This is a genomic window from Halobium salinum (genome assembly GCF_026586625.1).
Classification (GTDB): domain Archaea; phylum Halobacteriota; class Halobacteria; order Halobacteriales; family Haloferacaceae; genus Halobium; species Halobium salinum.
Map to the genome: position 1 here is coordinate 37,811 of NZ_JAODIW010000009.1, position 19,882 is coordinate 57,692.

Below are 19,882 nucleotides of genomic sequence, written 5' to 3' on the forward strand. Positions count from 1 at the left end.
CGTCACGCTACGCACCCCCTTCGTCGACCGAGACCCACAGGTGGACCGACCGGTACGCGTTGTCTACGGTGGGGTCCGCCGGTGCGTCACCCTTGTAGAGGTGGAAGGTCAGCCGAAGCTGGTCCCCGGTCATGGTGGGTTCTACCGCGAACGCCTCCTGTAGCGTCCCGCCCGCGGGGACGCGCCGTTGGAACGTGCCCAGCTGCTCCTGCTCGGTCACCCTGGTCCGCTCGCCGTCGACGGTGACCCGCTCGAGTTCGGCGACGACGGTGTACTGCTGTTGGGTCCCCTCGTGGTTGTCGACGCCGACGTGAAGCGTCTCCTGCTGTCCGGCGGTCAGGTTCGTCGGATACCCCCCGGCGACGAGCTCGCCGCTCTCGTTCTCCGAGAGCAGATAGAGCTCGGTGTACGGTTCGTCCGCGGTCTGTGGCTGTCCGCTCATCGCGTATCCGACCGAGGCGGCCGCGACCAGGACCGTGAGTCCCAGGACGACCCGCGTCGCGGACTGGAAGGTGGAGCCGCTCGCCGGCATCGCCCTTCGTGCGGCGGCGACCCACCCGCCGAAGCTCGGGTCGAACCGTTCGCCGGCCGCGACGTTTCGCCGTCGGCTCACCGCGAGCAGAGCCAACGGGAGGCTCACTCCTGTGACGACCCCCATCACGACGGTCTCGTCGAGTCTGACGCCGGCGTGGAGAAGCAAGAGGAGGACGACCGGGACGGCGACGACGCTACACCCGACCGATAGGAGTAACCGCTCCGAGTACCGCGTCCCGCCCGAGGTGTCGCTCGAGACACCGAGTCCGGCCGACGGGTGCTCCGCGCGTTCGAACCCCGTCGGGAGCCGCCTCGGGAAGAGAAACGAGACGATCGCGTACCCCGGAACGACCAGCAGTGCCGGGATTCCGACCGCGAGCCGGAGCGGAAGCGGCGCTGCCAACACCACGGCCGCGTCGGCTACTAGGACGAGTAGGACGCCGACGAGGAGGTCGACTGACAGCGTCTTGTCGGTCTGTGCGCCCGCATTCGGTGAGTCGAGAGAGTTCTGTGACATTCTTGCTCCGGCGTAGTGGGGAGTCGTCTCCTCCCCCAATCTCTACCCCGAACTACGACCCAGAAGCCGCTTTGTTATTGCTCGGTTACCCCTCCATTAGGGCCGTAAGCGGCCTTCCGAGGGCGTGGCACCGACTCACACCCCCTCACCTGGGCGGGCCTTCGAGCCCGACCCGTCTTCGGACGGACGCGACGAGTCGAGCGACCGGGCCGTCGCGCTCATCCGCCCCCGGGCTCTCGACACGTATCATTTTTGACGTGGACGTTCGCGTGTCGATGTGTCTCGTATCGGCTGGCGTGGTAGTCATTCCCATCAGAAATCACGGGAGGCGTGGTAGTCACGCCCACCAGACATCAAAGTGTTTATACTGGTCCATCCAGACAGTGCCGGTGTTCGCAGTCGCCCCGGTCCGGCGGCGGTCCGCTTCCGCCGCGGGGCCGGCCGGGTGTGGGGGCACCCGGCGGGCGATCCGAGGTCGGGTCGCCGTTGGGCGAAGAGTCCCTACTCTGTCAGAAACCGCTGAGCGTCGCCCATGATGGGGTCCACCGTGAACTGCCCCCGTCTCAACGACGCATTTCCCACCGGCGGACGGCTGAAAACCCGCCTCTCGTCTGTAAAATCCGGTTTACTTCCGAAGTCCCTCTTCAATCCTGTATTAACTATCGATTAACTCAGCATTATCCTGATCGGTACACTTATATGTGGGTAGAAACAGGTGCCTCTTGCATGGCACGCGACGAGACGGCAAACGGTCCGAACAGCGAACAGTCACTCCTCGGTCGCCGATCGTATCTTCAGATGGCAGGGACAGCTGTTGCAGCCGCTGCGGGTGTGGGGGCATCCGGTTCGGCTAGCGCGGCATCGTACGATACGATCCAGGTCAATGCTGGTGAGACGCGCCGGATCAGAATTAGCAGCGGGGAAACATTTGAGAACAAGCTCATCGATATTTCCGCGAGTGGTGCGAACCTCTTCATTCGGGCAGTTGGGAAGAGTTGGACGATGCGGAATGTCGCCATCAAGGGCGACTACGCGATTCGAAACTCACCTATGATCCTCGCGAAGGATCTCGGTGGAGAATCGGTCATTGAGAATTGCTACTTTGTTGATGAGAATCCAGGGGATAAGGATACCTGCCTATTCGTTCATGCGGACCACGCAGGAGACCTACTAATCAAGAATTGCCACTTCGCGAACTGGACAGACAACGCTATCTACGGTAGCCCTCCCGGGAATCCGAACACTTCGTTCTACCGACCAAACGACGTCGGGCAAGGAGGGTCGATTCGCGTAGAAGACAGCTACTTTGAGAACAACCACGTTGCGAGCGTTCGGTTGGGAAGTGACTCTAGCTACGCGAAGAACTGTGTCGTCAACGGTGGACCCCACCGTGGATTCTGGAGCTACTACGAACACCAGACCTTCAAGGACTGCGACGCTACTGCGGGCAACCCCTTCGACGCCGGTGGCGGATCTCACGACTACATGAGGAGCGCTCGTGCTGAGTTACAGAATTGCCGTGGTGAGGGAAGCAACCGGGCTCGGGGCGGTGCAGCAATCATTGGCGACCCGATGAAATCGAATCCCCGTACCGAACCTCCCGCTGGCGTGCCGATGACGCCCGAGGAAGCGGCGAGCGGTGGCGGCCGCGACTCCTCGTCGTCCGGCTCGTCGACCGGCTCGGGCTCTTCGGACGACGGGAGCGACCTGTCGGGGACGGTCCTCGAGCTGATCGCCGACCAGGACGCGGAGAACGCGGAGTACACGTTCACGGTCGAGGGGTCGGTGTCGCCCCACACCGTCTCCGACAAAGTCGCCGCGGAGGACGCCGACTCGATTACCGAGAACGGCGACGGGACGGTCACGGTGTCGGGCGTCTCGGGGGCGGGCTACGGCGACGCGTTCCTCGTCGAGGGGAGTATCACCTCGATGGACCTCGACGCGAGTCTCTGGACCGTCCGCTACGGCGGCTCCGAGGTCGACCCGAACCAGTTCAACGAGTCCGATTCGGACTCGGACTCGGACTCGGCCGAGGGAGTCCTCGAGCTGATCGCCGACCAGGACGCGGAGAACGTCGAGTACACGTTCACGGTCGAGGGGTCGGTGTCGCCCCACACTGCCTCGGACAAAGTCGCCGCGGAGGACGAGGACTCGATTACCGAGAACGGCGACGGGACGGTCACGGTGTCGGGCGTCTCGGGCGTCGGCTACGGTGACGCGTTCTTCGTCGAAGGAACCATCACCTCGATGGACCTCGACGCGAGTCTCTGGACCGTCCGCTACGGCGGCTCCGAGGTCGACCCGAGCCAGTTCAACGAGTCCGATTCGGACTCGGCGCCGGCCCAGCAGGTCCTCGAGCTTATCGCCGACCTGGACGCCCGGAACGTGGAGTACACGTTCACGGTCGAGGGGTCGGTGTCGCCCCACACCGCCTCGGACAAGGTCGCCGCGGAGAGCGAGGACTCGATCACCGAGAACGGCGACGGGACAGTCACGGTGTCGGGCGTCTCGGGCGTCGGCTACGGCGACGCGTTCCTCGTCGAGGGGAGTATCACGTCAATGGACCTCGACGAGAGCGACTGGACCGTCCGCTACGGCGGCTCCGAGGTCGACCCGAACCAGTTCGGCGGTTCGTCCTCGGTCCCGGCGGAGGCGGAACTCGAGCTGATCGCCGGCGAGGACACTCGGAACGAGGAGTACCGGTTCACGGTCGACGGGTCGGTGTCGCCGGCGTCGCTCTCGGACCGCATCGCCGCGGAGAGCAGCGACACCGTCACCGAGAACGGCGACGGGACGGTCACGGTGTCGGGCGTCTCGGGTGCCGGCTACGGTGACGCCTTCATCGTCGAGGGGAGCATCACGTCGATGGACCTCGACGAGACCGCCTGGACCGTCCGCTACGGCGGCGTCGAGATGCGGCCGCAGGAAACGGTGTCGGCGTAACGAGCGTCTCGACTCCTTTCGGCTCTCTTCACCCGTTTCGGCTTCTCTTCGGACCGTTCGGCTCAGTGGCACGTCCCCGTTCTCCGCCTCTCCTTTCTCACCGGAGAGCGACACGCCGGACGCTACTGCGTGGTTCGCGTTCGTCACCCGTGGCGGCGTCCGTGTTCGGACTCGGCTGTCACCCGGGGAGTTTAGCTACCTGCTATGCCGCCGGCCGGTCGCGCACTCGACTGTACCCCGCTTCATAACAAAGGGTCTCGGGGGGGTAACTGTCCAGCGACCCGTACATGCACGAGAGGGGACCCAGATACGCCACAGTACTCGTCGCGTTACTCCTCGCCGTACCGGCTGCGATGCTGTTCGCCGCCCCGGCGGACCTGACCCGGGCGCAGGAGGCACCACCGAACGAGACGACGACGTCGACTCCGGACCCGACGGCGACGTCCACTGCAGAACCGACGGCGACGTCGACCCCGGAGCCGACGACGACGTCCACCGAAGACCCGACAGCGACGTCGACTCCGGACCGGACAGCGACGTCCACTGCGGAGTCGGGGTCGGTGACGGCCACCGACCTCGATGACGAGGAAGGGGACGAAGAGGACGAGGGCGGAGAAGACGGAGACGACCGAGAGGACGACGGGGACAGTGAGAACGGAGACGACGAAGCGGACGAGGAAGACGCCGGCGACGCTTCCGTCGCCTATTCACCACCGGGTGGGCAGACCCGACCGCTCCAGAGTTCCCCACCGACGTCGACATCGACGGCTTCGCCGACACCGACGTCGACTGCTTCGCCGACACCGACGTCGACTGCTTCGCCGACACCGTCGCCAACGCCGACCCCGACTCCGACATCGACGGCTTCGCCGACACCGTCGCCAACGCCGACCCCGACTCCGACATCGACGGCTTCGCCGACGTCGACCGCTTCGCCGACCCCGACGTCGTCGCCGACACCCTCGCCGACGGCGACCCCGACTCCGTCGTCGACCACTTCGTCGACGCCTTCGCCGACCCCGACGTCGACTGCTTCGCCGACACCGACAGCGTCACCGACAGCTTCGCCAACGTCGACAGCTTCGCCAACGTCGACAGCTTCGCCAACGTCGACGACGACATCGACATCGACCGCCTCGCCGACTCCGACGGCGACGGACGACCGACAGCCCGACCGGTCCGGTGACGGAGGTGGCGGTGGTGGCGGTGGTGGTGCCGCTCCGGACGATGACGGCGGGTTCGGTATCACGGACGTCTCTGTCGCCGAGACCGAACTGACCGTCGGCGACGAACTCAGGGTCCGCGTGACGGCGGAGAACACCGACGTCGTCCGTCACAGCCGCCAGTTCGACCTGGCAGTCGGGGGCCGGACGCTCGCGTCCACCCGCGTCTCCGCCGACGCCGGCGAGGAGCGAACGTTCGTGCTCTCCGGGGTCGTCGAGACCACCGGCGAACAGACCCTCGCCGTCGGCGCACAGCGCCGGACCATCGTCGTCCGCTCGCCGTCGGCCACCTCGACGGCGGCGACCGCGACGGACGCGGCGTCGTCGGGAACGCCGTCCAGCGCGACCGCGACGACGGAGAACGGTACCGACGTCGCGGCGCAGGCCGAGGAGGAGTCCGCGGTGGAGACGGCACAAGGGTCGATTCAACAGTCCGTCCCGACGCTCGGGCTGGGGCTGTTGGTCCTCTTCGGACTCGTCGCCGCCGCGACGTTCCTGTTCGACCGCCGCTGACCGTCCCGGGCGACACGCCGACGGGCGAACGCCGCATCGTCCGTCCCCTCCGGCCGTCGGCGGTCCGAGGTCGATTTTCGACCCGGAGTGCGAACCTCAACGTTTATGTATCGAAATCGGAACAGTACGGTCGATGCCGCACTGTCTCAACTGCGAATCTTTCGTCACGCAGCGCTACGTCGCGGTGTTCGAGCCGGACGGGTTCGAGAATCCGCGCGTCTGCCCGAACTGCGAGGATATCATCCGCGACGGCAACGACGTCCGCAAAGCGCGGTCGACGCGCTGAGCCGCCCGCGGCTCCGTGAAGCGCCCCGACGCTCGCGTCGCCGATGTCGTCCTCCCGAGCGCTCCGGGGACGTATCCTGGAGTGAGAACTATTTCGTCACGTAACGTGTTCTGACAGCCGCGCCATCGCGTCCATCGTGTTTTCGGTTCCCTCACGCGATGGCAGGTCCGGCCTCCGAGATGTTCGTGAGCGCACGTCCCCGGTGCGGCCGGGTCCGACCGCCGCGCTCGACGGGTCGGTGCGGTGGTGTCCGGCCACCTCGACGGCGGGGCGCCCGCGAGTGCGACGCGTCGACGACGTCGGCCGAGGCGGTTCCGGGACGGCCTACTCGAGGTAGCCCAGGTCGGCCAGCCGTTCCTCGACGGCGGCGTCGTCGGTCGCTTGCGCGGCGCGGGGTTCGTACTCGTCGTACTGTTTCGTCCCGACGTCGACGACGGGGGCGAGCGGGCGGCCGTCCATCGTCTCCGGGTACGCGATGCCGAACGTCGAGAGCACCGTCGAGGCCACGTCGTACAGGTGTGCGCCGGCGAGCGACGCGGTGGTGTCGACGCCCGGCCCGGTGAGCGAGACGATGCCGTCGAGCTTGTGGTTCCACGGCTCCATCGGCGTCGCCGAGAACGGCTCGTCGTGGAGCTGTGCGGAGAGCATCACGTCGAACTCGCGGGGGACGGTGACGATGTCGACCGCGTCCTCGGCGTACGGACCGTCGAAGTAGTCCTCGCGCGGGCCCACCTCGTCGAAGACCGGGGTGCCGTCAGGCGCGGTGAGCGCGCGCAGGTCCTCGATGAGCTCCTGGCGGAGGGGTTCGTACTCCGCCTCGCTCACGACGCCGTTCGGCTCGCGGCCGTCGAGGTTGATGCGGACGCCACACTCGATGCGGTCGCGCATGTACGCCTTCGAGTTCTGGAAGTCGACGCGCTCGCTGGCGGCGCGGACGAGCCCCGAGGGAGCGTGGGCGGCGACGACATCCGCGAGACCGACCCGTTTCAGCGCGCGGTGGATGCGCTGGCTCGTCAGGCCGACGGCGGCCCCGAGGGCGAGCGCACGCTCGGCCGGCGAGGGGCCGCCGTCGGCGCCGTCGTCCTCGGTCTTTCCGGACTTCCCGTTCTTCAGGGAGTCGTCGGCGATGGTCGACCAGGTCGGCATCCCCTCGCCACCCTTCGCGGTCTCGACGTAGCCGCGCTCTCGGAGGTAGTCGTTCATCCGGAACTCGTACCCCTCGTACTCGCCCATCCCGTGGTCCGAGACGATCATCACCGTCTCGGGCTCGCACTCCTCGAGCACCTTTCCGACCTGCTCATCGACGGCCTCGTAGACGGCGGCGACGACCTCGTCCTGGCCCGGGCACTCGTGGAAGACGGTGTCGGTCTGTTGGAACTGCAGGAAGCCGAAGTCGGGGTCGCGGGTGTCGGCGAGATAGCGGAACGCCTCCCCGCGCATCCGAATCAGCTCGCGGTAGGCGTCGACGTACCCCTGTGGGGTCTCCTCGTGGTCGCGGGCGTACACCCGATAGTCGCCGATGGCCTCGCGCACCTCGTCGAGGAGGTCGGCGGGATGGCAGTCGGGGTCCTCCGGGGCGGTGTAGCCGGGGATAATCGCGCCGGCGACGGCGGGCGGCGGGCTCGTCACCGGGGCGTTGACGACGACGCTCGACTTCCCGTGCTCGTCGAGAATCTCCCAGAGCGTCCGCTCGCGCACGTCGGTGGCGTTCACCACGTCCCAGTCGTAGCCGTCGAACTTCAGGAAGCTGAACACGCCGTGCTTGCCGGGGTTGACACCGGTGTACAGCGAGGGCCAGGCGCTCGGGGTCCACGGCGGAATCTGTGACTCCAGCGGGCCGGACACCCCGTCGTCGAGCAGACGCTCGATGTTGGGGAGCCGGCCCTCCTCGATCAGCGGCTCGAGGACCGACTCGCACGCCGCGTCGAGACCGAGTAACAGCGTCTCCATAGATGGGGTGACGGCGACGCCACCCTTTGTTATGGACCGATATCCGGCGACGCGCCGCTCGTCGGGGCCGAGCGTCGGCGGGACCCGCCGCCCTGAACTTTCCGCCGAAGTCGGGTGTAGCACCGACATACGGGCCGAAACCGCCGAATAACAAAGCCCGAACCCGACCCAGACGAGGTAAGGAGACGTCGACACCCATGATACAGACGCACACGGATACGGCGGCGGAGGACGGTCGATGAAGGTCCTGTCGGTCGTCGGTGCCCGACCACAGTTCATCAAGGCGTTCCCCGTCTCGCGAGCGCTCGCGGACGCGGGCCACGAGGAGGTGCTCGTCCACACCGGGCAGCACTACGACGAGGAGATGTCCGACGTGTTCTTCGAGGAACTCGGCATCCCCGAACCGGCGTACAACCTCGGCGTCGGCTCGGACGGCCACGTTCAGCAGACCGCCCGGATGATGACGGGGCTCGCCGACCTCGTCGAGGAGGAAGAGCCCGATTGCCTGCTCGTCTACGGCGACACCAACTCCACGCTCGCGGGCGCACTCGTCGCCGTCCAGACGAACCGCGGGCTCGTCCACGTCGAGGCCGGCCTGCGCTCGGGCAACCGCGACATGCCCGAGGAGACCAACCGGATTCTCACCGACCACGTCTCGGACGTGCTCTGTGCCCCGACCGCGGAGGCCGTCCGCAACCTCGAAGCGGAGGGGCTGGAGGAGCGAACCGTCAACACGGGCGACGTGATGTACGACGCGGCGCTGTGGGCGCGCGACCAGGCACGCGAGCACTCCGACGTGCTCGACCGGCTCGAACTCGACGACGGCGGGTACGTGCTCGCGACCGTCCACCGGGCCGCGAACACCGACGACCCCGCCCGCCTCGAGGCCATCCTCGAAGGGCTCGCCTCCGTCGACGAGCCGGTCGTCCTCCCGGCCCACCCCCGGACGAAGTCCCGGCTGGAGGAGTACGACCTCTGGGACCTCGCCACGGAGTACCTCCGGGTCGTCGAACCCGTCGGTTACCTCGACTTCGTCCGCCTGCTCGACGGCGCCGACCGCGTGGCCACCGACTCCGGCGGCGTCCAGAAGGAGGCGTTCTTCCTGCGGACGCCCTGCGTGACCCTCCGCGAGGAGACCGAGTGGGTCGAGACCGTCGAGGCCGGCGGCAACGTCCTCGTGGGTGCCGACACCGAGGCGATCGAGGCGGCCCTCGCACGCACCGACTGGTCGTACGGCGGGGGGGAGCCCTACGGCGACGGCAACGCCGCGGCGGCAGTCGCGGACTCGCTGTCCCGGCTGTAGCCGGTCCCTGTCCGGCACGAATTGCGAAATTTCCCTTCCGGGCGACCGTTTCGGTGCGGTGATGGTGGGGCATAACAATGGCCTCCTCATCCGTACGTCGAAGTCAGCGGGGAGACGACGTGCCCGCCCCGAGGGTCCCTCCGGACGTACCGACGCGGGTCCCGGCGCGCGTCGTCACCCAGACCACGAAACCATGTTCGACGACTACGACTTCGCGCTCTGTCTCACCCACGACGTCGACCGCGTCCGGAAGACGTTTCAGGGGCCGTACTACGCCCTGAAGCAGCCGGAACGGCGGGGGTACCACCTCCGTACGTCGCTCCCGGACCGGAACCCATATTGGCAGTTCGAGCGCATCATGGAACTCGAGGACGACCTCGGTGTCCGGTCGTCATTTTACTTCCTCCAGGAGCGGGAGCTGCTCCGTGAGATGGCCCCGAAAGAGTGGCTCACCCCCCGGAACTGGATGCTCCACCGGGGCATCTACGACGTCCGCGAACCGGCGATCGCCGAGGTCATCCGCGACCTCGACGCCGGCGGCTGGGAGGTCGGCCTCCACGGCTCGTACGGTTCGTACGACGACCGCGAGCGACTCGCCCACGAGAAGGCCGTCCTCGAGGACGTGCTCGGTCACCCCGTTCGCGGAATCCGTCAGCACCACCTTAACCTCACGGAGCCGCCGACGAGGACCTGGGAACATCACGCCGCGCTCGGCTTCGAGTACGACGCCAGCCTCGGCTCCAGCCGGACGTACGGGTTCGGAAACGGGTACGGACCCCTCCACCCGTTCGACGACGAGTTCACCGTCTTCCCGCTCACGCTCATGGAGGTCGCGATGCCGACCCCCGGCGACGAGCCCGAAGCCGCTTGGGCGGCCTGCGAGTCGTTGCTGCACGAGGCCCGCGACAACGGTGCCGTGATGACGGTGCTCTGGCACCCCCGGTACTTCAGCGAGCGCGACTTCCCCGGCTACGCCGACATGTACCGCCGGCTCATCGAACGGGCCCAGGAACTGAACGCGTGGGTCGGCCCCCTCGAGGAGGCGTACGACGCTCTCGCCGCACAGCCGGACGCCCTCGCACTCGCCGACGACTGATTCGAACTCGCCGCAGTCACCCCGGGTGTGTCGCCACCGACACCCCGGATGTGTCGACGCTGCCACCCCGAGCGCGCCGTCGGTCGGGCTCTCCATTCTCCCTCGAGGTTCCCCGAGAACCGCCGATTAGGCCTCGTAACGGGCGGTAGGCGCGGAATTACAATGGGAACGCCTGCGGAATCGACGGTCGATTGGATGCGCGTACTGAACCTCACGTCGAACCGGATGGCCCGGTTCTACGTCCAGCAAGTGGACGTCCTCGAACGACTCGGTGTCGACCAGACGACGCTGAGTCCGCCGGGCAGCGAGCACATACAGATGGACAGCGACGAGGCGCGGTCGCCGCTCGACTACGCGCGTTTCGTCCCGGAGGTGCTCGCCCATCTCGACGACGACTACGACCTGATCCACGCGAACTACGGACTCAGCGTGCCGCCGGCGCTGCTGCAGTCGAAGCTTCCGGTCGTCCTCTCGCTGTGGGGGTCGGACCTCATGGGCGAGTACGGCTGGCTCTGTAAGCGGCTCGCGAAGCGCTGTGACGCCGTCATCGTCATGTCGCAGGATATGGCGGACCAGCTTCCCTGTGACTCCTACGTCATCCCCCACGGCGTCAACTTCGACCGCTTCCGCCCGATTCCGCGCGAGGAGGCCCTCGAGACCGCCGGCTGGGACCCGGACGCCAAGAACGTCCTCTTCCCGTACCCGCCGAACCGCGAGGTGAAAGACTTCCCCAAGGCCGAGCGTGTCGTCGAGGCGGTCGACGACCTCCTCGACGAACCGGTCGAGATTCGGACGCTGTCGGGTGTCGCCCACGAGGACATGCCGTACTACTACAACGCGGCAGACGCGATGCTGATGACCTCGGTTCACGAGGGGTCGCCCAACTCGGTGAAGGAGGCGCTCGCCTGCAACACGCCCGTCGTCTCGGTCGACGTGGGCGACGTCCGCGAACGTCTCAGCGGCGTCGGCAACGCGGCGGTCTGTGACGCCGAAGCGGAGCTCGTCAGCCAGCTCGCGACGGTCCTCCGGAGCGGCGAGCGTTCGAACGGTCGAGAGGTGGTCCGCGAGCTGAGCCTCGAACACATGGGCCAGCGCATCCTCGATGTGTACGAGCAGGTTCTTGACCTCCCACGAAAAGACGCAGACCTCAACCGTCGAGTTAGCATCGTCTGAAGACGGATTCTTTCCCGGTATTCCCGTTACTGCTTTCGGTTCCGACCTCTCTTGACTCTCTTCATGATGTCACCAGTACGTTTCGAGCTCCGGTTGCTCACCGAAGCCGAGACTCAAAACTAGCCTTGCCAACCCTTTACCGACCGACGACCCACCGACATACCAGCTCGTAGCGGCCTCACGACACGAATTATTGGGAAGCGTACCGGAAGCGTCCGATTAACAAAGCAATATCCGAACACCTATTGGAACCGAAGAAATTCATGACCCGAGACCAAGAATCACGTGACGACGCAAGGACTTCACCGTCTTCTGCCGGCGGCGAGGGCCCAGTGAAGACCGTTATTGTCGGCTTCGACGCGCTCGATTTCCGCTATCTCGACGCGTTTTCAGACGAGCTTCCGAACTTCACCGAACTGCGTGGGGAAGGGGTCGAAGCTCCGCTGGAGTCCTCATTCCCCCCTTGGACTGGTAGCGCGTGGCCGTCGATGTACACTGGCGTCGACCCGAGTAGACACGGTGTCTACTCGTTTTTCAATCATGGCGGCACCTACCCTGATGAGGCGACACTGATTACGCGTAACGATGTCCGGGCCCCCGCACTCTGGAACTATCTCTCTGACCGCGGTGAGGAATCTGTCGTCCTGAACGTTCCAGTGACGCACCCCGCGGAGTCGTTTGAGGGCGTCCTCTTTCCGGGGTATCTCGCGTCTGAGAACGAGGCGAGTTTTCCACCCGAAGCCCGCGGTGACCTCGATAGAGCTCTCGGCGAGCCGTATCGCATCTACGCCGAGCACGAGACCTCGAAGGACCTCGAAAAGAAGGTAGACAGCTACGTAAGTCTGGTTAAGCAGCGTGGTCGGGCAGCGGCGAACGTCCTTGGAGAGTACGACTGGAGTGTCGCGTTCGTTCAGTTCCAGAAGACCGACACGGTGTTCCACAGCTCCCCTAACGAGATGGATCACCGGCGCGTCTACCGTGCTGCGGACGACGCTCTCGGTGCAATCCGCTCGACTGTCGGAGACGACGTGAACGTCATCGTTTGTTCGGACCATGGGATGCGCCCCCTTGACGGACACCAAATCTATCTCAATGAAATCCTCGCACGCGAGGGGTTCGTTGAGATGACCGCGAGTACAAGCGGCGCTTCGCTCCCGGACGCAAAGTCACGATTGGTTGATGGTGAGGAACCAGACGCTAAGGATAACTCCACCAAGGAGTCGGGACTGCCCGAGCGGGCCGCTTCGGCCCTGGTTGCCGGTCTCAACGCTGTTAATCTCTCCCCGGGTAAACTCTACGTAACGTCGCAGCGACTGGGGGTCGACTCCCTCGTCGACCGGTTCGTACCGCAATCGGTCGTCGACTCAGCTGACCGGGGCGTCGACTGGCGGAGGTCAGTTGCGTACTGTTGTTCGGGGTCGGAACTCGGTGTCCGGATCAATCTGCAGGACCGAGAACCAGACGGTGTCGTTTCGAAGAGTGAATACGAATCTGTTCGGGACGATTTGATCGAACTTCTCCAAGGGCTCGAAACCCCCGATGGCGACCCAGTATTTGAGTGGGTCGCCCGCCGCGAAGAGGTATACGACGGACCTTACACCAACGGCGCCGCAGACGTGCTGTTCATGCCGAAAGACATGAATAACGTCATCATGACTCGCACCATCGGAACAACGTTTTCGGACACTGCCGCGTACGGACACGATGTCACCGGAGCGTTTATCGCGAGTGGCCCGGCCTTCGAAGGCGTTGCACTTGATTCGCTCTCGCTGCTTGATGTCGCACCGATAGCGCTCGCAGCGGCGGGTCACCCGGTTCCGACCTCGATGACTGGAAGTGTCCCCGACGGACTACTCAGCTATCCGGTTAAGCGGGAGAAGTACGGATCCGTTTCGTACGGTTCCGATTCGGATGTCTCGCCGTCCGACGACACCGACGCCGTCGAAGATCGTCTGGCGGACCTAGGATATATCTGACGCTACCGACACTCCGAGGTAGCGCCCATCCACGCCGTTGCTTCGCCGAAAACACGCTTCTTCCTTCTTCTTGGACACAATGAGGTTCCCGTGGCCCCAGTTGTTCTGATATCAACAAATAGTCCAGTTGCTTAGCAGTGTCTCTGAGAACAGATGGAAAGTCAATACTATTCGGTTTCATCTGGCTCGTGCCAGTAACTACAACTATGTTATTTTTGATTCATTCAGTGTTTCCGATGATGTTTCGCTGGGACTACTCCCGATGGTCGACAGCGTAACGGGTGGAAAACAAAGGTCCACTCGGGGGTAGTCTCGACAAGACGAAATGAGGGTCGAAACAGTCGACATGTCCGAGTACGGTGACCTCCTCCCCAACTCGGGGGTCGAACCGTTCCACAAGCCCGCGTTCCTGCGCGCGGCCGCGAGACACACGGCGGCGGAGCTCGAGCTCTGTGCCGGATACAAAGGTGACCAGGCGGTCGCGCTGCTCCCACTGTTCGTGCAGGAGCGCTCCTTCGGCCGGACGGTGTTCTCGCCGCCGCCGTCACTGCTGATTCCGCACATGGGCCCGATCATGATGCCAACCAGTCCGAAGCCGCGCAAACAGGAGCGCGTCAACAGCAAGTTCACCGAGGCCGTGGTCGAGACGTACGCCGGCGACGACGCCGGCCCGCTCGACCTCTTCCGGATGATCGCCGGGCCCGCGTACGACGACCCGCGTCCCTTCCGCTGGGCCGGCTTCGACGTGGAGAGCTCCTTCACGTACCGGCTGGACCTCGACGTCCCGAACCTGGACACGCTCCAGAAGGACTTCTCCAGCAGCCTGCGCCGGGAGATTCGCTCCGCGGAGGACCTCGGCGTCACCGTCGACGTCGAGGGCATCGAGGGGACGCGCGACATCTTCGAGGACGTGACCGCCCGCTACGCCGAGCAGGACGAGCCGTTCGGCCCCACCTGGCCGTACGTCCGCGACGTGGCGAAGTCGATGGGCGAGGACGCCCGCTCGTTCGTCGTTCGTGACCCCGACGGGAACTATCTCAGCGGTATCCACGTCCTGTACGGGGACGAGACGATGTACTTCTGGCTCGGAGGCTCCCGCGGGGACTACGAGGGAACCAGCGTCAACAGTTACCTCCACTGGAAGATCATCGAGGACGCCTACGAGAACCGCGAGGGGGTCACGAAGTACGACCTCGTCGGCGCCAACACCGAGCGCCTCTGTGAGTACAAGTCAAAGTTCGCGGCGGACCTCACGCCGTACTACACGATCGAGTCGGGCGGCGTCCCGATGGCGCTCGCGAAGCGCGCCTACCAGCTGGTCGTGAAGTAGCGTCGAGCGGCAGAACGCCCACCGTCGCACACTCGCCTCCGGTACCGTCTCTCTTAGCGGACCGTGACAGTCACGGTCGCAAAGTATTTGTGTTGTCCTCCGCTCGACACACGTGCATGGCACGCGAGCGGACGGCAGACGATTCGACGACGGAGAGTGGCGACGCTTCGGGGGGAGCGTCGCTGCTCGACCGGGAGTCGTACCGACAGCTAGCGAACACCGCGGTGGGGACAGTCGTCATGACTGGTGATGAGATGCCGGTTGACGCGACCGACAATATAAGCACTCCGCGGGAGACTTCCAACCGCAACGCACCCCCGGTGACGACTAACATTACCGGTTTGAATGTCGCGCTGTCGGCTAAGGGGGCACGCGAGAATGGCTACGAGGAATGTGATTCGTTCATCTAAAAGGTGGGTCGCGTTAGGTCGTGTTTAGTTAAGCGTGAAAAGTGAGGCGGCGTGATTCCTTGGTACTCTATGCCAGAAACCAGTCGCTTCGCCGGTACTATCGGTTAGATGACACATGGTTTGTGGAACGAGAGCGGACCCGAGTGGGCGATGAAACTCGGTATTCAATCGCATGTAACGGGCCTCTCGTTGTCGAATACCGTCTCCTTACTCGAATACGTGGGTGTCGAGCGGTCTCGAAAGGCGGTTCATAACTGGGTTCAGAAGGCAGATCGACAACCGGCCGATTGAAGATACCCGAATTACGTCGCGCTCAACGAGACGGTGATTCGGATCAATTCCCAGCAATACTGGCTGTACGCTGCCTGTGACCCCGCAACAAACCAGTTACTCCTTGTCCGGCTGTTTCCAACTACGACGACTTCAGCGACGCAGATTTTCCTCGCTGAATTGCGCGAGAAACACTCCATCGAATCTGCCCTGTTTCTGGTCGATGGTACTCAGCACCTCCAAACTGCGCTTTCCCGAGCTGGGCTCCGATTTCATCCTGAACGACATGGAAATCGGAATAGCCTCGAACGGATTTTTGGCGAACTGAAACGCCAAACGTCTTCGTCTTCGAACTGCTTCAGCCACGTTTTCCCTGAAATCGCTGAAAACTGGCTCCAAGCGTTCGCTGCCTGGCTCAATGCTCCAACCTAAATACGACCCGTTCGGATCACGCCGTACCGAATGCCCGATCTAATCGCCGGTGGTGAACGCCGTGTTCATCGTAGTTCCTTAGTGGCGTTTTCAAGAGCAGTCTTGCGCCGAGAATCGATACAGTCATACGATACGACCTATCAATAGTATAAATATATTAATTACGAATGGATTGGATTGTGGTAAAAGTACTGGGGCGAACATACCACTACCACGTCCGCTTCTGGAGTCAATAGACATATTGGTGTATCCAGCTAACCTGTGGCGTCTCCCGGTAATCGGCGCCAAACAAAGCCGTCACGAGGCGCATTCCGGAACGAATGGAGGATTCACGGACACAGTTCGTAGTGACATGTCGTGACACGTGTCGACAAGCCGTCGATGCTGTCCGGTCCGAGCTTCCGCTCCGACCGATGACGAGCGAGGGCCGTGTATGAACCTCAAGGAGCGTATCTCGGAAGGCGTAAAGGCGTCGTTTGTTGCACAGGTCGTGTACGCGCTGGGAACCGGCGCGCTGATGATTATCCTCGCACGCTATCTCCTTACACCCGACGAGTACGGCCTACTCTACTTTGCGCTCTCGATCCTCGGGGTCGCACAGTTGGTCGCAACATTGGGCCTGCCGAAGGCCGGAGCGAAGTACCTCAACGAGTACCTGGAGACGGATCCGGGACAGATTCCGCATATCCTGCGGCGGACGCTAACTTATACCTTAGCAGTGACCAGTGTCGTCTGTCTCGCCTTAGTGACTCTCTCCGGACCGGTCGCGACACGTCTCGGCCACGGGGAGATCGTTCCGTTTCTCGTCGCCGGGGCGGCGTACGTCCTTTTTGCCGGTCTAGACATGTCCGTTAGACTCGCATTTCAAGGAATCAATAAACTCACATGGGCGGCGGTAGTGAAGAGCGTGTCTGCCGTCGCTCGGCTCGTCTTCGCCGTCGCTTTTGTGCTCATGGGGTTCGACGCACTCGGAGCTCTGTTCGGGTACATTGTCGGGTTCGCTCTCGGCGTAGCTGTCGGCCTATGGATCCTCTACTCCCGGTTCTACCGGACGTACGATACAGCTACCCCTGACCCTAGCCTCTCGAAGAAGATCGTCAGCTACAGCTTACCGCTATCCGTAATGAATGGGGCCGAGCTACTTGACAAGCAAGTCGACTCCATCCTTATAGGTTTTCTCATGAACCCCACCGCAGTCGGGTTCTACGTACTAGGCAAGCAGATCGTTGACTTCGCGTCGATACCCGCTGTTTCCCTTGGTGCGACCGTCGCACCAGCACTCGGGACGGAGAAGGCAGGCAACCGAATGCAGCAGGCCGCACGGCTGTACGAGCAGTCATTTGTTCATATGCTATTGCTGTACGTCCCTGCGGGTGTTGGACTGTTTCTGGTCGCTGAGCCGACAGTTCGGTATGTATTCGGCTCTGAGTACCTCGGAGCGGTCCCCGTGCTTCAGATATTTAGTGTGTGGCTCGTCATCCTCGGCGTAGCGAAGGTGACGACGAATCCGCTTGATTACCTCGGATTGGCTGGAGCACGGGCCCGTATCCGCGGTGCAATGGCTGTGTCGAATTTCGTCCTGAATCTGATTCTTATCCCGCGAATCGGGGTTGCGGGTGCAGCGCTGGCGACAGTCGTCACGACGGGAATCTACGTCGCTACCTGTGTCTACTTCATGCACCGGGAGCTCTCGCTCAACCTCGATTATCTCGTGAAACGGGGAGTACTCGTCTGCGCTGTCGGCGTCGCGATGGGTATCGGCGTATCGATCGCTGTCCCTTATGTCTCGGGACTACTCACCCTTGCCGCCGTCATCGGCGTCGGCGTTGTTATCTGGGCGACGACCGCGACCGCCAGCGGCGCACTCGACGTCAAGCGCGTGATGGCGCTACTCTCCTGACACGGCGGCTCTACTGTCTCGGCCCCGCCTCCCTTCTGCACCGTCGTCGACCGGTTCTCGACCGCCACCGCGAGCCGGTGCTCCCGAGTGGTACGTCCTCGCTCCGGCGGTCTGTCTCGGAGATGTCGTGACCTCCGCGCCGGTAGCCCTTCGGCCCCGACTACGCGTCCGCCGGGGCCGCCGACGTCTCCTTCGGTCGCGGCGAAGCGCTGCCTTCGACGACGGCCCGCCGTACCCAGCTCAGAGACCTCCTCTCTCCTCCTCTCCCCCACACCCCCTCTCCTCCTCTCCGACCGCGCCCTCTCGACCCCGCGCCGCTCGCCGAGCGCCGTGCCCCCGTCACGGCCCACCCCCTTCGCCTCGGTCTGCCTCCTCGCTGTGGTCACCCTGGTCACCCTGGTCGCCGTGGCTCCGGGGCGGGGGACCGTGACCGGCACTCGCCACGCGGCTCGCGTGCTTGGCGGTCACCGATAGCGACCACCGTCGGCCTCTCGGGCCGTTCGAGTCGTGGAGGCGCCCGGACCGTACAGTGGGCTCCGCCGCCGACCGACGGCGTCACGGTCACTCGGGAATCGAGAGACGGCCGGCTTCGGGTGAACCTCCCGACGGAGGCCACGGGCCGCCGACGAAGCGCGAGGGTGGCCGGCCCGCTCCCGGCGTCTCCGCTCCGCGTCGGGTCCAAAGGCGGTTCGAGAAGGAAGAGAGGGAAGAAAAGAGAAGAAAAAGGACGGAAGGAGAACGGCGCCGAAGTCGCTTCAGACGCCGGTGCCGCTCGCGTCCACGCGCTCGATGGTCTGCACGCCGCGAAGGTCGTCCACGTGGGTCGCCACGTCGAGCAGCACCTCGGTGAGGTTCACCTTGTCGGCGACGTACTCGTCGCGCTTCGCGCGCCAGGCCGCCTTCACGTCGTCGTCCCGGGCGATTTCGAGCGCCTTCGCCGTGGCGTCGTCGAACTCCGCGATGTTGTAGATGAGGTCGTGGTTCTCCAACTCGACGAAGTTCCCCATGTCGTCGGCGCCGACGAAGGAGTTCGAGCGGACGGCGGGCGTCCCGAGCAGGGCCGCCTCGGTGACCATCGTCTGGGTGTCGGCGACGAGGAGGTGGGCCTCGGCGAGCGCGTCGTGCAGCAGCGCGGGGTGGAGGTCGAACTCGCGGGCGTCGATGCCCTCGAAGTCCATATCCCCCTTCTCGTCGGAGACGAGCACGGTGACGTGTTCGGAGAGCTGTTCGATGAGTTCGCGGCGGCGCTTCGGCGTGAAGCCGGCGTGGCCTACGTCGTGGTGGGAGCCGAAGGCGTTCAGTCGGAGGATGGCGTACTTCTCGTCGGGGCCGACGCCGAGCAGGTCGCGGATGTCGTCGCGGGCCTCGAAGACGTCGGGGTGGAGGTAGGCGTTCTCCTTGAACCCGTTGAACCGGTAGTGTTTCGGGCCGAGGTTGGCGCCGAACGCGGCGGGCGTCAGGAAGGCACTGGCGAAGGGCTTCGAGATGGCGTGGTCGAGCGTCGTCGGCTCGGAGTCACAGACGAGCACGACCGGCGTCCGGGAGAGCGCGCCCGCGTGGGCCGCGTAGGCGCCGTAGCCGAAGATGACGTCGGGGTCGAACCGGCGGGTATGTTTCGCGATGTTGAAGTAATGCTTCGGCAGCTCGCGGAACAGCGAGAACTTCGTCGTCTCGCACTTCCCGTAGATCTCGTAGGGGAGCTCGTAGTAGTCGAGCAGCGCCTCGGTGCAGCCGTAGTCGCGGCCCATGACGAGCACCTCGTGGCCCTGTTCCTGCAGCCCACGCACCATATGCTTGTAGAGGTGGACGTGCGCCGGCGTGTTGGTGAACACCTGGTATCGCATCTGGAATCCGATACGTCCTCCCGTTACCTTAGTAAACGCGCCCTACCGACCGGAACCGGTGGTCGTCCCGTGTCGCCTACCACCACGGACGTGGGCGCATCTCACACGGCGATAGCCGGCGAACGGGCGAGTGTGCGAAGGGGGGCCAACCGGTACGTGCTCGCTAACAAAGCGTCGGCGGA

At 64.4% G+C, this 19,882-nt stretch carries 15 protein-coding genes and 1 pseudogene; 11 read left to right on the plus strand and 5 right to left on the minus strand.

Features of this window, described 5'->3' with window-relative positions; translation table 11 throughout:
* Positions 1 to 7 precede the first annotated feature (7 nt).
* A complete protein-coding gene (locus N5095_RS17895; RefSeq protein ID WP_267624530.1) occupies positions 8 to 1,051 on the minus strand; it encodes a DUF1616 domain-containing protein in 1,044 nt (347 codons plus the stop codon).
* Positions 1,052 to 2,665: 1,614 nt separating this feature from the next.
* Between N5095_RS17895 and N5095_RS17900 the strand changes: the two genes are divergently transcribed.
* Positions 2,666 to 3,994 (plus strand): hypothetical protein, encoded by a 1,329-nt coding sequence (locus N5095_RS17900; RefSeq protein ID WP_267624531.1) that lies wholly within the window; start codon positions 2,666 to 2,668, stop codon positions 3,992 to 3,994.
* 202 nt (positions 3,995 to 4,196) lie between these two features.
* Here the strand turns inward: N5095_RS17900 and N5095_RS17905 are convergent, their stop codons facing one another.
* Together N5095_RS17905 and N5095_RS17910 are read right to left on the minus strand one after the other, a co-directional pair.
* On the minus strand, positions 4,197 to 4,565 hold the full coding sequence (locus N5095_RS17905; protein ID WP_267624532.1) for a hypothetical protein: 369 nt from the start codon (positions 4,563 to 4,565) through the stop codon (positions 4,197 to 4,199).
* Between the two features lie 132 nt (positions 4,566 to 4,697).
* The gene (locus tag N5095_RS17910) at positions 4,698 to 5,243 is read right to left on the minus strand and encodes a hypothetical protein (protein WP_267624533.1); all 546 of its coding nucleotides are present in this window, start codon (positions 5,241 to 5,243) and stop codon (positions 4,698 to 4,700) included.
* A 55-nt stretch (positions 5,244 to 5,298) separates the two neighbouring features.
* On the opposite strand from N5095_RS17910, the gene N5095_RS17915 reads away from it, so the two are divergent.
* Together N5095_RS17915 and N5095_RS17920 are read left to right on the plus strand one after the other, a co-directional pair.
* Positions 5,299 to 5,730: a hypothetical protein gene (locus N5095_RS17915; RefSeq protein WP_267624534.1), complete on the plus strand. Its 432-nt coding sequence runs from the start codon at positions 5,299 to 5,301 to the stop codon at positions 5,728 to 5,730.
* Between the two features lie 133 nt (positions 5,731 to 5,863).
* Positions 5,864 to 6,016 (plus strand): DUF7563 family protein, encoded by a 153-nt coding sequence (locus tag N5095_RS17920; RefSeq protein ID WP_267624535.1) that lies wholly within the window; start codon positions 5,864 to 5,866, stop codon positions 6,014 to 6,016.
* A gap of 324 nt (positions 6,017 to 6,340) precedes the next feature.
* On the opposite strand, the gene N5095_RS17925 is transcribed toward N5095_RS17920, so the two are convergent.
* A complete protein-coding gene (locus N5095_RS17925) occupies positions 6,341 to 7,966 on the minus strand; it encodes an alkaline phosphatase family protein (RefSeq protein ID WP_267624536.1) in 1,626 nt (541 codons plus the stop codon).
* Positions 7,967 to 8,204: 238 nt separating this feature from the next.
* Here N5095_RS17925 and wecB point away from each other — a divergent pair, with 238 nt between their 5' ends.
* The 8 genes and pseudogenes from wecB to N5095_RS17965 all read left to right on the plus strand — a co-directional run bounded on the left by wecB (position 8,205) and on the right by N5095_RS17965 (position 17,856).
* Entirely contained in the window at positions 8,205 to 9,269 is a 1,065-nt protein-coding gene (gene wecB / locus N5095_RS17930; RefSeq protein ID WP_267624537.1) for a non-hydrolyzing UDP-N-acetylglucosamine 2-epimerase, read from the plus strand.
* Between the two features lie 193 nt (positions 9,270 to 9,462).
* Positions 9,463 to 10,365 carry a polysaccharide deacetylase family protein gene (locus N5095_RS17935; protein ID WP_267624538.1) on the plus strand — a complete coding sequence of 301 codons (903 nt, stop codon included), beginning with the start codon at positions 9,463 to 9,465 and terminating at the stop codon, positions 10,363 to 10,365.
* A 195-nt stretch (positions 10,366 to 10,560) separates the two neighbouring features.
* On the plus strand, positions 10,561 to 11,538 hold the full coding sequence (locus N5095_RS17940) for a glycosyltransferase (RefSeq protein ID WP_390203514.1): 978 nt from the start codon (positions 10,561 to 10,563) through the stop codon (positions 11,536 to 11,538).
* 263 nt (positions 11,539 to 11,801) lie between these two features.
* A complete protein-coding gene (locus tag N5095_RS17945; protein ID WP_267624540.1) occupies positions 11,802 to 13,514 on the plus strand; it encodes an alkaline phosphatase family protein in 1,713 nt (570 codons plus the stop codon).
* A 325-nt stretch (positions 13,515 to 13,839) separates the two neighbouring features.
* Positions 13,840 to 14,844, plus strand: coding sequence for a GNAT family N-acetyltransferase (locus tag N5095_RS17950; RefSeq protein ID WP_267624541.1), 1,005 nt, complete (start codon positions 13,840 to 13,842; stop codon positions 14,842 to 14,844).
* A 116-nt stretch (positions 14,845 to 14,960) separates the two neighbouring features.
* Positions 14,961 to 15,254 carry a hypothetical protein gene (locus N5095_RS17955; RefSeq protein ID WP_267624542.1) on the plus strand — a complete coding sequence of 98 codons (294 nt, stop codon included), beginning with the start codon at positions 14,961 to 14,963 and terminating at the stop codon, positions 15,252 to 15,254.
* 122 nt (positions 15,255 to 15,376) lie between these two features.
* Positions 15,377 to 15,956: pseudogene (locus N5095_RS17960) on the plus strand (IS6 family transposase).
* A gap of 433 nt (positions 15,957 to 16,389) precedes the next feature.
* The gene (locus N5095_RS17965) at positions 16,390 to 17,856 is read left to right on the plus strand and encodes an oligosaccharide flippase family protein (protein WP_267624543.1); all 1,467 of its coding nucleotides are present in this window, start codon (positions 16,390 to 16,392) and stop codon (positions 17,854 to 17,856) included.
* Between the two features lie 755 nt (positions 17,857 to 18,611).
* Here N5095_RS17965 and N5095_RS17970 read toward each other — a convergent pair.
* Entirely contained in the window at positions 18,612 to 19,700 is a 1,089-nt protein-coding gene (locus tag N5095_RS17970; protein ID WP_267624544.1) for a DUF354 domain-containing protein, read from the minus strand.
* Positions 19,701 to 19,882 lie beyond the last annotated feature (182 nt).